At 68.0% G+C, this 13,354-nt stretch carries 7 protein-coding genes; 5 read left to right on the forward strand and 2 right to left on the reverse strand.

Going from position 1 to position 13,354, the window contains the following annotated elements; genetic code table 11:
* Position 1: 1 nt before the first annotated feature.
* Together B5F40_RS10720 and B5F40_RS10725 are read left to right on the forward strand one after the other, a co-directional pair.
* Positions 2–2,590 carry a YhgE/Pip domain-containing protein gene (locus tag B5F40_RS10720; protein WP_087194331.1) on the forward strand — a complete coding sequence of 863 codons (2,589 nt, stop codon included), beginning with the start codon at positions 2–4 and terminating at the stop codon, positions 2,588–2,590.
* 76 nt (positions 2,591–2,666) lie between these two features.
* Positions 2,667–3,359 carry a TetR/AcrR family transcriptional regulator gene (locus B5F40_RS10725; protein ID WP_087194332.1) on the forward strand — a complete coding sequence of 231 codons (693 nt, stop codon included), beginning with the start codon at positions 2,667–2,669 and terminating at the stop codon, positions 3,357–3,359.
* Between the two features lie 766 nt (positions 3,360–4,125).
* Here B5F40_RS10725 and B5F40_RS10730 read toward each other — a convergent pair.
* Both B5F40_RS10730 and B5F40_RS16290 read right to left on the reverse strand, forming a co-directional pair.
* A complete protein-coding gene (locus B5F40_RS10730; RefSeq protein ID WP_087194333.1) occupies positions 4,126–5,541 on the reverse strand; it encodes a helix-turn-helix transcriptional regulator in 1,416 nt (471 codons plus the stop codon).
* Positions 5,542–5,716: 175 nt separating this feature from the next.
* Positions 5,717–7,345 (reverse strand): FAD-dependent oxidoreductase, encoded by a 1,629-nt coding sequence (locus tag B5F40_RS16290; RefSeq protein WP_162610961.1) that lies wholly within the window; start codon positions 7,343–7,345, stop codon positions 5,717–5,719.
* Between the two features lie 1,190 nt (positions 7,346–8,535).
* On the opposite strand from B5F40_RS16290, the gene glmS reads away from it, so the two are divergent.
* From glmS to B5F40_RS10750, 3 genes are all read left to right on the forward strand, one after another.
* Positions 8,536–10,368: a glutamine--fructose-6-phosphate transaminase (isomerizing) gene (glmS, locus tag B5F40_RS10740; RefSeq protein WP_087194335.1), complete on the forward strand. Its 1,833-nt coding sequence runs from the start codon at positions 8,536–8,538 to the stop codon at positions 10,366–10,368.
* 463 nt (positions 10,369–10,831) lie between these two features.
* Positions 10,832–11,374: a holo-ACP synthase gene (gene acpS / locus B5F40_RS10745; RefSeq protein ID WP_239443020.1), complete on the forward strand. Its 543-nt coding sequence runs from the start codon at positions 10,832–10,834 to the stop codon at positions 11,372–11,374.
* Positions 11,375–11,736: 362 nt separating this feature from the next.
* Entirely contained in the window at positions 11,737–12,651 is a 915-nt protein-coding gene (locus B5F40_RS10750) for an NAD(P)H-hydrate dehydratase (RefSeq protein WP_239443021.1), read from the forward strand.
* Positions 12,652–13,354: the final 703 nt, after the last annotated feature.

A 13,354-nucleotide genomic window follows, 5' to 3' on the forward strand; every position in this document is an offset into this window, starting at 1 on the left:
CATGGCGTTCAAGGGACTTCGGTTCGCGGGCCTCGAATGGAAGAACATCACGGCGTCGAAGGTGATGTGGGTGGTCATCGCGGCCATCGCCATCATGCCGCTTCTGTACGGCGCGCTGTATCTGGCGGCGTTCCAAGACCCGTACGCACGGCTTGACGAGGTGCCCGTGGCCGTGGTGAACGAGGACGCGGGCGCGACGGTGGCCGCCGAGAACCGCAACCTCGGCGACGACGTGGTGGACGAGCTGCGCGGCACCGACGACGGCTTGCAGTGGCACTTCGTGTCGGCTGACGAGGCGCAGCGGGGCCTTGAGGACGGCACGTACTTCATGACCTGCACCATCCCGTCGGACTTCTCCGCGAGCGTGGCATCGGCGGATAGCGACGCGCCTCGCAGGGCGCAGCTCAAGATCGAGTACAACCAAAGCGAGAACATGCTGGCCTCCCAGATCGGCGAGACGGTGTGGAAGGAGGTGCGCCAGCGCGTGAGCGACACGGTGGCCGAGGAGTACTGGCAGACGGTGCTCTCCCGCGTGGCCGATTCGGGCAAGGACATCCAGACGGCCGCCGACGGCGCGGGCGATTTGGAGGACGGCCTTATGACGGCGAAGGACGGCAGCGCCGCCATCACGTCGAACCTCGGCACGCTCAAGGACGGCGCGCTTTCGCTCGACGCCGGCCTGGGCAGCCTCGCCTCTGGCGCGTCGTCCCTCGACAACGGCCTGGGCACGCTCGTCGGCGGCGCCTTCTCGCTGAAAGGCGGCACGCAGTCGCTGGTGACGGGCGCGGGCCAGCTCAGCGATGGAGCGAGCGAGGTCGCGGACGGCGCCGGCAGCGTGTCGAGCGGGGCGTCGGCGCTTCGCTTCGACGGCACCAGCAAGGTGGCTGCCGGTGCCGGCCAGCTGGCGGAGGCGGCCAGCGCGCTGCCCGACGAAGCGCAGGTGAAAGCAGTTGAAGCGGGATCGGCCCAGATCTCCGGAGGTATTGAGCGGCTGCAGGGCGCGGCTGGCGAGCTCGCCGACGGCGTGGAGCGGCTCAAGGGCGGATTGGATGCGGCTTCCGGCGGCGCGGGCGCCCTCGAAGCGGGCGCGCGCGACGTTCAGGCGGGGGCGGCCTCCCTGAAGGCGGGAATCGGCGCATCGGGGCAGACGGCGGCCGACCAGACGTTGTACGGTTTATTGAACGATGCGCAGGCGGCTCTTGCGAGCGGCGACGCAAAGACGGCCATGGGGCTCGTCAGCGCTGCCCAGGAAGCTGCGGGGAGCTTATCGGCCGGGGCTGCGCAGCTCGAGGCGGGCGGCGGGAACCTGATGTCCGGCGCGCAGCAGCTGCGGGCGGGCATCGGCGCTGCGGATGATGCGTCGGCCGACACGCTTTACGGCGGCGCGAATCTTCTCGCCAACGGCATCGGCGCTTCGAGCGACGCGTCGGCAGACACGCTCTACGGCGGCCTCAACAGCCTTTCAGCCGGTTACGAAAGCCTGTCTTCACAGCTGCTTCCGCTCGTTCGGCAATCGCCTGCGCTGCGTGTCGCCGTGCAGCAGCTCGACGCAGGCGCCAGCGAGGTGGATGCGCGCATGTCCACGCTCGCTGCCGGCGCCTCCCAGGTGGCGTCCGGCGCAACCCAGGTGGCCGATGGCGCGTCTTCGGCGGTGTCGGGAGCGGCTCAGCTCGATGATGGGGCAGGCCAGCTCGTCGATGGCGCGCGGTCGGCCGAAGACGGCGCGAGCCAGCTGAGCGCCGGCGCTCAGAGCGCCAAGGACGGATCCGCGCAGATTGCCGATGGCGCGAGCCGTCTTCAAGATGGCAGCGCCGATCTCGGCGAAGGCCTCGATAGCGCAGTGGAGGGCGCCGGCCAGCTGGCCGGGGCGCTCGAGGACGGCGCGAAGACCGCCGCCGATCAGACGACGAACATCGACGGCAAGTCCGCCATGATGAGCGACCCCGTCCAGCTGGTGAACGAGTACTACACGACGGTGAAGAACTACGGCACCGGCTTCGCCCCGTATTTCATGGCGCTGGGGCTTTGGGTGGGCGGCCTCGTTGCAGGGTTCGTGTTCAAGCCGCTCAACAGCCGCCTTGTCCTCGCCGGTGCGAACCCTGCGACGGCGGCGTTCGCGAACTACCTGCCGATGGCGGCGTTCGCCCTCATCCAGGCGACGCTGCTCATGCTCGTGCTGCAGTTCGGCTTGCAGCTGCAGATCGACAACGTGCCTGCGTTCTACGCGATGGGCTACCTCGTGGCGCTCGTGTTCGCCGCCATCATGCAGTTCCTCATGGCGGCGTTCGGGTTCCCCGGCAGGTTCCTCGCGATCATCCTGCTCATGCTCCAGCTCACGGCGTGCGCCGGGACGTTCCCCATCCAGACGACGCCGGAGTTCTTCCAGGCCGTCAACCCGTACATGCCCATGACCTATGTGGTGTCCGGCATGCGACAGATCATGACGGGGCTCGACTACGTGCAGGTGGGCCTCGACTGCGCGGTGCTGGCCGCCATCGGCGTGGCGTGCTTCGCGCTCACGTGCTTCGTGGCGTGGCGCAAGCGCACGGTGCGCATGGAGGACTTGCATCCGGTTCTGCAATTGGGGTAGTCTCCGACCTGCTACACTGAGTATCGATGGACGAACGGCCCGGCGGCGGACGCCGGGCTGCGGGGGTGATGCGGCGATGGGAACGAAGCGCACCGAGAAAGCGTGCGCGACGCGCAGGCAGCTGCTCGACGCCGCCTTGGCGGTGATCGGCGAGAAGGGCTATTCGGCGGCCACGGTGGACGAGATCGTGGAGGCGGCCGGCGTGTCGAAGGGCGTGGCGTACTACCACTTCAAGAGCAAGGCCGCCATGGCCGAGAGCATCTTGGAGGACGGCATCGGGCGCATCGTGTCCGGCTTCGAGCGCATCGCGGCCGAGGCGCCCACCGCCGCAGACGCGCTCACGGGCATGATCGAGCTGTTCGCGTCGACCATCTTCGAGAACAAGGCGTTCGGGAGGTTCTTCGTGTCGGAGCTGTGGCGCGAGGGGCGCGTGTGGTCGGAGGCGATGCGCGGCTACGAGCGTCGGTTGCTCGACGTGCTCGAGGGGCAGATAGCGCGCGGGCAGCGCGAGGGTTTCGCGCGTCCCGAGATCGATCCGGCCTTCGAGGCTGTTGCGCTGGTTGGCATGGTGCTGACAGGGGCCCTGTACCATCTTGGCGACGAAGGGCCGTTGACGCGCGAGCCGCTCGGGCAGCGCGAGGGGGCGTCTGGCGAGGCCGGGCCGGGCGGCATGCAGCGAGGGCGGGCGCCGGGTGGCAAGGAGGAGTTCATCGAGCGCATCGTCGATTTCGTGCGCCACGCCAACGCGCGTCCGGGCACGCTCGGGTAAGGCCCCTGCGCTCGTTGTCCTCGGGAGAAGGTGGATGCGGGCGCTGCTCTTGAAAAAGAAGAGGAGGGGCCGCCGTCCGTCTGCGGTCGGGTGGGGAAGGCGTTTTGACGCGCCGGCTGATGGCGTTTGGGAAGAGCGGGTGACGCTTCGCGCGCTGCGGAAGGCGCGCGAGGGCACCCGCGCCGTTTCGCGCTCCTCAGCTGGCTTCGCGCTGTTGGAAGCGTCGTAAAACGGTGCGCGGCTCGCCCGCGCAGAGGCGCGCGACGGTGCGCGCAGGGAGATCGCCCGGCCGCAGCTTTGCACGGAGGCATCCTGCGCGACATGCGCGTTTTCGGCGTCTTCGCTGCCGAACTGGGATGGCGTGCCCTGGCTGAAGGTTTGCGCGGATGGCGACCTGGGTTCGCCGAACGGCGCAGCCCGCCTCGGTCCGGAACTCCGTCCGTGCCGATTCCGATGAGGCGGTGGAGTGGGGATCTTTTGGCACGGATCGCGTTTCGTGCATAGGTTTTCGCCCGTTCGGGCGTGGGGTTTTGAGCGTTTGTCGAGAAATCGCCTGGTCGAGTCTTCCAGACGTGAGTCAAAACGCTCTCGATCTATGCATGAGATGCGATCTGCGCCGCTTAGGGCGAACCCGAGCGTCGGTCTTGCCTGCGGCGCTCCTTTTCAGATGGGCGGAGGGTCTTTCGCCTCGCAGTGCGGAAGGGGCGCTAGACGGAGGCGATGCGCTGTTGCGGCGCAGGAAGGGGAAGATGCGAATGCGGCCTCGCTAGCGCCTATCGGCCACGCCGATGATGTCGCGCAGCTGCTTGCGACTGTTGATGCCCATCTTCTCGTAGATGTGCCGCGTGTGCGCCTTGAACGTCCCTTCGGCGATGAACAGCTCGCGCTCGATGGCGGGCCCGGTCTTGCCACGGGCGATGAGCCGCAGGATCTCATCCTCGCGCGGGCTGAGCCGATAGCGCTTCGCGATCTCGTCGCAACGCGCTTCCAGCCGCTCCTCCTCGGCGCTGCGCTCGATGAGGCCGCCCGATTCCAGCAGCGACACGCCCCATTTCGAGGTGAGCTCGCGTTCCGAGTACAGGATGAAGGTGGCAACCAGCACGAGAGCCGCCACGAGGCCGGTGACGGCGGTTTCGTGGACGCCGTTCGGAAGCAGCTGCGCAAGCGCGTTCGCCGCATCGTTTCCCCAGATGATGAACAGCTGCTCAACGCTCTTGACGCTCGCGAGCGCGACGATGGCGATGCCGAGCCGCTTCGAGATGTCGTAGAGCAGAAGCGACACGAGCACGGTCATGAGCGAGTAGCTCATGGAGATGAAGTAGCTGGACACGCTCGCGCCGAACAGCGATTCGGCGGGGATCAGCAGAAACCCGCACACCATGAGCAAAAGCGGCGAGCGGTACAGCGCGCCGATGCCCACGCGTTGGGACAGCAGCAGCACGAACGCGAACAGGGCCGCCATGGTGAGGGCGGTGGACACCGAGGAGTGCATGCCCGCGCCCGCGGCCAGCTGCTGCTGGCGCAGGCCGTACGCGAACGAGTAGACCGCGAACAGGGCGAACAGCTTCCATGGATACGAGAAGCGCGGGTACGTGGGCTTCTGCCGCTCGGATGCGGGCAGCGCGCGGTTCGCGTACGCCACGCTGGCGACGGCCGCGACGGGCAGCACGATTAGCGCGATGCCGCCGCGCAGCTCGTCGAGCCCCTCGCAGAAGAACACGATGACAACGGCCATGAACGTGGAGGCTGCGGTGTACAGCACGATGCGGATGAGGCTGAGCGCGCCGATGGTCTCGGCCCAGAGGAGCAAAAACACGCTGAACCCGACGCCGCCAGCCACCCCGCCTGCGACGAGCAGCGCGTTCGCGCCTACGGGGGCGACCTGCGCGACCACGAGGCAGATCGACGCGCCCAGCATGCCCAGCAGCGCCGCGGGCTTCGTCCAGCTTCTGCCGCAGAACGGCACCACGCGGCGGGCCGCGAGCGCGATCGCGAGTGCGAGCAGGCAGTACGCGTAGTCGAACACCACGTGCGGGTCGAAGGGCGCCGCGACGGCCTGGATGGGCGCGGCGAACGTCAGCGTCATCCACGCCCGCGCGCATCCGAGCGCGAAGAGGTAGGGGGCGATGGTGTCGAGATAGGCCAGCTTCGAAGGCCCGTCGGATCGCTTGAGGGTTTCCATGCCGCCATTATAACAAGCGGATCCTCCGGGTGCGGGCACGCGTGCGCCTGCCCGGGCCGTTCTCTTTCTCAAGCTGGACGCGGTGGCGGGTTCGGGACGGCGTGCGGGCAGGGGAGGGCCGCCGCCTTGGAGGGAGGGGGTCAAGGCGGCGGCGCGGGTGGGCGCGGGCTTCGGTTTACCGTTTTGCGACGTGCGCTCCCGCGACGTAGCCCGACGTGATGGCCCGTCCGATGGAGAGGCCCTCGATGTCCATGGGGTAGTCGACGCCGCCGAAGAACTGGCCGGATGCGTTGCCCACGGCGAACAGACCGTCGATGGGCTGGAACTGCTCGTTCAGGCACTGATGGTCGGCGTTCACCACGAGGCCGCCAAGGATGGCGGGCAGCTTGTTCGAGCCGCGGGGGACGGCGTAGTAGGGACCGCCTTCGATGGGGACGAGGTACTTCGCCGCCTTGCCGAAGTCCTCGTCGCGGCCTGCGGCGCACAGCTCGTTGTACCGGGTGACGGATTCGACGATGCGCTGCTTGTCCGGCTGCACCGCGGTCCAGCCGTTGTCCTGCGCATAGGCGATCATGGCGTCGGCCAGCTCCTCGAGGGTGTCCGCCTGGATCCATTTCTCGGGGTCGACCTTGTTGTCGCCGTTGTACTGCGAGATGTCGTAGGGCGCTTCCGCCTTCCACTTTTCGAAGTGGTCCTCCCATGTGCTGGGCACGATGCTGAAGAACTTGGCGGCGGTGGAGTCCTGGAACCCGGTTTCGGCCAGATAGGGGCGTGCGAAGTTGTTCATGTAGCCCATGCGGCAGCAGCTTTCGTCCATGAAGCGGTCGCCGTGGACGTCGAGGAACAGAAACGGCATCTCGAGGCGCACGGCGGCGGGCTCGCCGTGGATCATCTTCGTATGCGTCGGAGGGGTCATGATCGCTCCCGCCCACATGCCGGCGCACAGCGCGCTTCCGTCGCGGAACGTGGTGAACAGCGAGAAGCCCTTCGTGTCCGGCGCGTAGTAGTCGAGCATGTCCTGGTTGCTGGAGTAGTCGCCGCAAGCGAGGATGACGCCTTTCGACGCTTTGAACAAAACGTGCTCGTCCTGGTCGTTTGCGCAGATGGCTCCTGTGACGCGACCGTCTTCCACCTGCAGCTGCACGCAGGGCGTGTTGTAGAAGAACTCGGCGCCGGCAGCGGCGAGGCGCTCGGCGATGACGAGCGCGGCTGCGTTGTGGTTGCCCTCCACGTGGAAGTACGTGTTCGCGCGGAGGTGGATGTCGTAGCCGTTGTACGACAGCGTCGCTTCGTGCGGCTTGGACTCCACGCCGCCCTGGGCGGCCTCGTCGGCCCACCACGCGAGGGCTTCTTGGGAGTTGTGCGCCCACACGTTCACGAGGTCGCGGTTCGAGCGGTAGTCGCTCTTCCAGTTGATGAAGCTCACGCAGGCCTGCACGGCGGCTTCGTCGGTTTTGGTGAGGTCGATGGACGCCGCCATGTTGCCGGTGGTCTGCGCCGTATTGATGTTCTGGACGCATGCGACGTGCGCGCCGGCTTCGAGCGCCGTGTGGACGGCTGACAGGCCCGACTCGCCCGCGCCCACCACGACGACGTCGAACTCGTGCGTGGCGGCGAACTCGGTGACGGGCTCGGGCGCTTGCAGGAAGCTCGGGCCGGCTTGGGATTGCGCGGTTTTGGCTTTCGCAGGCGAGGATTGCTGCGGCGAGCATCCGCCGAGCGCGCCTGCTCCGAACGCTCCGAGTGCGGCCATGCCTCCAAGCTTGAGCGCGTCGCGCCGCGTGATGTTCGCGAGGTTCTCCATGGTTTCCCCTTCCGATCGGATGGCGTTTCCCTGGGCGAACCTGCGCTGCGCGGCCGCCCTTTCGATGGACGCCACTATGCCTGTGCACGCCGCAATGCGCATCGACCGTGCGCCGAGAAAGGGTTTAAACCTGTAAACCTTCTTATAAACCATGCTTCCGACCTGCCCTTCCGCTGGGTCCATGCGCGGTTGTCGCCGTCGGAGAGGATGCGCTTGCGGGGGAGGGGGCGGGGCTTCGCGTCGTGAGCGGACCGATCCCGATTGCCCGGAGCGGGCGCCGAGGCCTTCTGCCCGCATGGCCCTCGACCCTCGAGCTCGTCGAGCCTGCAGATGGCGAAAGCGTGACGAGGGAGGCGGGGGTGCCGCATGGCGACGGTGCGGTGCAGAGGGGCCGATTCGCAGCGCCGATCGCGCTTTGCGTGGAGGCGGCCGGTATTGCATCGAAGGCGGTTCGCGGAAAAGCGCGCTCGTTTCCGCTGGGCGATCGCGCCCGACGCGCGGTCTCGGCCTTGGATGGCGGGTCGGAAGGATTCCAAGCGACGCTCTGCGGTGCGGCATGCTGCAGGTCTCGGAAGCGGTGGATTCCGTTTGCCGGGTCCGCATCCTGCAGGAAACCTCGGCCCCTCGGCCGAATCGCTCGCAGGCGCCCTTTCCGCCTCCGGCATCACCGGCAGGCTTTGCCGCGGGGGGGGGGTCGTGCGCTTTGCGCAGGGCGATTCGGGTTCGGCGTGCGCAAGACGCGATCCGCTTTGCGCGAGGGGGTTCGGTGCGATTCGGGTTGCTTGGCGCTTCCTCGGAGGTGCGGTCGGGCCGTTTCGGAGCCCTCCTGTCGACGGCTGGTTTCCGTCGGGTCCGGCGGCGTCCCGGGTTTCCCGCGGATCCCTCTCGTTTGATGCGCGCGGCATTTGCCGCGGAGCGCCTCCTTGGGAGGGCCGGTTGAAAGCGGCTTTCCTCGCAGTTGCGTCGGCTGCGGGACATTCCCGCGCCGCACGGTCCCCGAGCGCCCCTTCGCGCTCGCAGGCCTTGCTCGGAAAGCGGGCCGGAAGCTCTACCACCTTGGACCTGGCGCGTCTGCGCATTCGGACGAAAATGCGTTTATCGAGGGGATGGGCGCATGCGGCCCGCATGCGCCGGCTTGAGCGTGAGCGGTGCGCTACAATAGGCGAACCTGAACGGCAAAGGAGCTTTCCATGTGCGGAATCGTCGGATACACCGGGAACAGGCCTGCGAAGGGCATCCTCATCGAGGGGCTGGCGCGCCTCGAGTACCGCGGCTACGACTCGGCGGGCATCGCCGTCGAGCAGGACGGCGCGCTTGAGGTGGTGCATTGCAAGGGCAAGGTGAGCGGGCTTGCGCGCCTCGTCGAGCCGCTCGGTCTTTCGGGCACGTGCGGCATCGGCCACACGCGCTGGGCCACGCATGGCCGTCCGAGCGAGGCGAACGCGCACCCCCACACCTCCTGCGACGGGCATGTGGCCGTCGTGCACAACGGCATCATCGAGAACTTCGCCGAGCTGCGCGAGGAGCTGGAAGGGCGCGGGCACACGTTCACGAGCCAGACCGACACCGAGGTCATCGCGCATCTTGTGGAGGAGGGCCTTGTCGAGAGCCGCGACCTTCTCGAGGCGGTGCGCGAGGCCACCGAGCGCTTGATCGGCGCCTACGCCGTCGCAGTCGTGAGCGACCGGGAGCCTGGAACCATCGTGGCGGCGCGCAAGGACTCGCCGCTCGTGGTGGGCCTCGCCAAGGACGGCGCCTACGTGGCCAGCGACATCATAGCCGTGATCGATGGCACGCGCGACGTGGCGGTGCTGGCCGACGGCGAGATGGCGAAGCTCACGCCGGACGCCGCGACGTTCTACAATGCGCGCGGGGAGGCGTTCGAGCCCGAGGTGACGCACGTGGATTGGGATCTCGACGTGGCCGAGAAGGGCGGTTATCCCGACTTCATGCTCAAGGAGATCCACGAGCAGCCGCGCGTCATCCGCGACACACTGGCCGGACGCCTCGTGAACGGGGCGCTGTCCATCGACGAGCTGGACCTCACGCTCGAGGAGCTCAACCTCATCGACCGCGTGTACGTCATCGCGTGCGGCACGAGCTACCATGCGGGCCTCATCGCGAAGAACCTCGTCGAGGGCTGGGCGCGCATCCCCTGCGAGGTGGAGGTGGCCAGCGAGTTCCGCTACCGCAACCCCATCATCACGCCCACGACGCTCGTGGTGGCGGTGTCGCAGTCGGGCGAGACGGCCGACACGCTGGCCGCCATCCGCGACGCGCGCGTGAAGGGCGCGCGCGTGTTCGGCATCACGAACGTGGTGGGCAGCCCCGTGGCGCGCGAGAGCGACGGCGTCATCTACACGAAGGCCAACAAGGAGATCGCCGTGGCGTCCACCAAGTCGTTCTTGGGCCAGGTGGTGTCGCTCACGTTGCTGGCCATGCTGCTCGCCCAGGTGAAGGGCAAGCTCAAGACGAATCAGGTGCGCTTCTTGTTCCATGAGCTGGCTGACACGGCCGAGCAGGTGGAGCGCATCCTGACCGAGTGCGAGCCGGCGGTGGAGGAAGCCGCGCGGGCGTGCGCGAAAGCGAAAAGCGCGCTCTTCGTCGGACGCGGCATGGGGGCTGCCATCGCGTGCGAGGGCGCTCTCAAGCTCAAGGAGATCAGCTATCTGCACGCCGAGGCCTACCCTGCCGGCGAGATGAAGCACGGTCCCATCGCGCTTGTCGACGAGGGCTTCCCCGTCATCGCGGTGGCCACGAAAAGCCCCGTCTACGACAAGGTGGTGTCGAACATCCAGGAGGCGAAGGCCCGCGGCGCGATGGTGGTGGCCGTGGCCACCGAGGGCGACGGGGAGATCGGCCGGCACGCAGACCACGTCGTCTTCATCCCGAAGGTGCGCGATGCGTTCTCCGCCATCACGGCCAGCGTGCCGTTGCAGCTGTTCGCGCGCGCCATCGCCCTTAAGCGCGGCTGCGATGTGGACCAGCCGCGCAACCTGGCGAAGAGCGTGACGGTGGAGTAGCCGCGCAGACGGGGCGGCGGCGGGCCGGCTCGGGGCTTTCGACCGGCGCGGTGCGGATGGACTTTGCGGTCGACCGGTATGTCCATCCTTCGCGGGGGAGGGGGGCAGACGCCCTTCTCCGGCTTCGTCGAATGGTGCGCACCCGCTTTGACGTGCTGTTCGGGGTTGGGTCGCCGCCGGTTCGGCGCGCATCGCGCGCTCCTCAGGGAGCTTTGGCGAGTTCTGCGCATCGTGGCATGCGCGCCTTTTGGGGCGCGGCGGCCTTCTGCTGGCCGGGGTCCGAGCCTGCGGACGCTCTGTCTGCGAGCCGGTCGCTATGGCGGGCCTTTGGCTTCCGGAGCCGAGCCGCGTTGCAGATGGGCGGGGGCGCGGGGCGAGACCGGCACGCTCGTCTCGTGCGCGAAGGCGGATTGGCGACGTGCGAGTTGTTCGACCAACGATTTCGATGATGTGGAGAGAAGGCATGAACGGAAACGACGCCGTGGACGGCCAGGTGGGATTGGGCGTGGACATCGTGGAGATCGCGCGGATGCGGCGCATCCTGGAGCGCACGCCGCGCTTTCGCGAGCGCGTGTTCTCGGCCGATGAGCGCGCCTATTGCGACGCGACCGCCAATCCCGAGACGCACTACGCCACGCGATTCGCCGCGAAGGAGGCCGTGGTGAAGGCGCTCGGCACGGGGTTCTCGCGCGGCATCGGCGTGCGCGACATCGAGGTGCGCCGCAACGCGAAGGGCCGTCCGGTTGCGGTGCTGCACGGGCGCGCGAAGGAGGTGGCGCGCGAGCTGGGCGTGCGCGAGCTGCCCATCTCGCTGTCGTTCACGCACGCCGAGGCGGTGGCCTGCGCGATGGCCATCACCGAGGACAGCGTGCGCGCCGCCGAGAAGCGCGTCGACCCTATGGAGGAGCTGTCGAAACGGTTCAAGGAGGCGCGCGCCCTGCTCGACGAGATGGATGCGAACGACCAGGGAGGCGCCGGGCGGCCTGAAGTGGGCGTGGGCGCGTAAGCGGCCGAGCTCGCGGATGCGGCTGTCGTCCGCAAGCTCGCGCGATGCGCGACCTCGGTCGGTGCCGCAATGTTCCGCGCTCTTGCCGATGCCGCTTGTGCGTGCGATGCGCGATGGGACGAAAGGGCCCGCTTGCGTGCGTTTCGCTGACACGGTTTGCGCGCGATGCGCGATAGGTTCGCGCCCTCGACTCCTTCAAGCTCTCGATGTCGCTCGCATGCGCGCGCAATGTGCGATAGGGGCTTTGCTCCGATTCGCCGACGATACTCTCGACGCGGCTCGCATGCGCGTGCGATACGCGCTAGAATGCGGGCAAGGTTCTCGTTCGATCTGCCCGATCCGATGATAGACGAGGGGTGTCCATGAGCGCGAGGATGAACGTCAGTGAGTGCCGTGCGGTCGATCTTGCCGCTCTCGTTCCGCTGCCGGCGGCCGACGCGAACAAGTACACGCGGGGCACGCTCGTCGCCGTCGTCGGCAGCGAGCGCTACCCGGGCGCGGCGTGCCTTTCGGCAGCAGCGAGTCAGCGGGCGGGCGCAGGCTATACCGAGGTCGTCACCCATCCGGCGGCCGTCGAGCTTGTGCGCATGTGGCGGCCGTCCCTTGTGGTTCGCCCGCGCAGCGCGTTGCCCGAGGTCTTGGAGTCGGCGGGCAGGGGCAAGCCGTTCGCCTTTCTCGTGGGCTGCGGGTTCGATGCGAGCGACGAGGAGTCGGAGCCGCTTGTGCATGCGGTGCTCGAACGATTCCGAGGTCCAGTGGTCGTGGACGGCAGCGGGCTCGACGCGCTCGTCTCCGATGGGGGTCGTGGTCTGCTGAGGCGGCGTTTCGAGGAGGGGGATCCCACCGTTGTCACGCCCCATTCCGGCGAAGCTGCGCGCTTGGCGCGTCCGCTCGGTCTGCCCGCAGATGACCCTTGCTCCCTCGCTCGTTCCCTCGCGCTCGCCTTGGGCGTCGTCGCCTTGGTGAAGGGGCCGGTCACGTACGCGTCAGACGGCGACAAGATCGTCCGCATGGCCCATGGCACATCCGCCCTTGCGAAAGCGGGCACGGGAGATGTGCTCGCGGGCATGGTGGGTGCGCTTTTGGCGCAAGGCGCAGGTGCGCTCGATGCCGCCGTGCTGGGTGCCGAGCTGCACGCGCGTGCGGGTCGCGTTGCCGCTGCTCGCCTGACCGACGTGGCCGTCATCGCCGAGGACGTGGTCGAAGCCGTTCCCTTAGCGATAGCCGAGCTGCTGCGCGAGGCGCATGAGGATGGCGCGGAGCGCTCGAGGCGCTGACTGCCCCCTTGCATGTTCGCGTAGCCGGATGCGCTCGGGGCTCTGCGTTCGTGGCCGATCTCGCGCTTGCGGGCTCGTCGCCTCTCGTATGCGGTGAGGGATCGCGCAAACGCGTTCGGCATGTCATCGACGTCTTCAAAAGCGAACCTTGCGGAAGGTGCTTGCAACGCCGGGGTCCTGTTGTTGGGCGCATCCGCAACGAAGGTGGAGTCGGCGTGCCGGCTTGGGGTTTCATGCGAAACGCAACGGCCCTGTGCCGGGACGATTTTCGGATTCCTCGCCGCAGCGCCCCTCCGTATCATGCCCTAGGCACGAGAACGCCTCGAGGTTTCCTCGATGGGCGCGTTCGCGCGGTTCTGCTGCGTCCTCCGTTCGCCTGACCGCCTCGAGGCCCCTCGATGGGCGCGTTCGCGCGGGGTGCGGCTCTCGAGGCGAGGGCAAGTGCTGCCGCTGCGAAGATCGACGGGCGGACGCTTGCGCGGTGCGGCTGCATGCCGCTCGCATGGGCTGCGACCATGCGGCGACCTGCTTTTCGCTCGTCTTCCTCGCCGTTTACGCGAGGGGCGTTCCGGCCGGGCCGCGCCACGTGCGCGCAAGCCGCACCCGCCTGACCGACGTGCGGCGAGGCCAAGCGTTACAGTGCGGAAACGTTGTGCGTTCCGCCTTCAGAGGCGAGCCGTGCGGAGCTACCATGATCGAAACG

Source organism: Gordonibacter sp. An230 (genome assembly GCF_002159915.1).
In the GTDB taxonomy this organism is placed as follows: domain Bacteria; phylum Actinomycetota; class Coriobacteriia; order Coriobacteriales; family Eggerthellaceae; genus Rubneribacter.

Coding starts and splice junctions, on each gene's coding strand:
- glmS (WP_087194335.1), top strand. CDS start 8,536: ATGTGCGGAATCGTCGGATACACCGGGAACAGGCCTGCGAAGGGCATC.
- B5F40_RS10750 (WP_239443021.1), top strand. CDS start 11,737: ATGAGCGCGAGGATGAACGTCAGTGAGTGCCGTGCGGTCGATCTTGCC.
- B5F40_RS10730 (WP_087194333.1), bottom strand. CDS start 5,541: ATGGAAACCCTCAAGCGATCCGACGGGCCTTCGAAGCTGGCCTATCTC.
- B5F40_RS10725 (WP_087194332.1), top strand. CDS start 2,667: ATGGGAACGAAGCGCACCGAGAAAGCGTGCGCGACGCGCAGGCAGCTG.
- B5F40_RS10720 (WP_087194331.1), top strand. CDS start 2: ATGGCGTTCAAGGGACTTCGGTTCGCGGGCCTCGAATGGAAGAACATC.
- acpS (WP_239443020.1), top strand. CDS start 10,832: ATGAACGGAAACGACGCCGTGGACGGCCAGGTGGGATTGGGCGTGGAC.
- B5F40_RS16290 (WP_162610961.1), bottom strand. CDS start 7,345: ATGGAGAACCTCGCGAACATCACGCGGCGCGACGCGCTCAAGCTTGGA.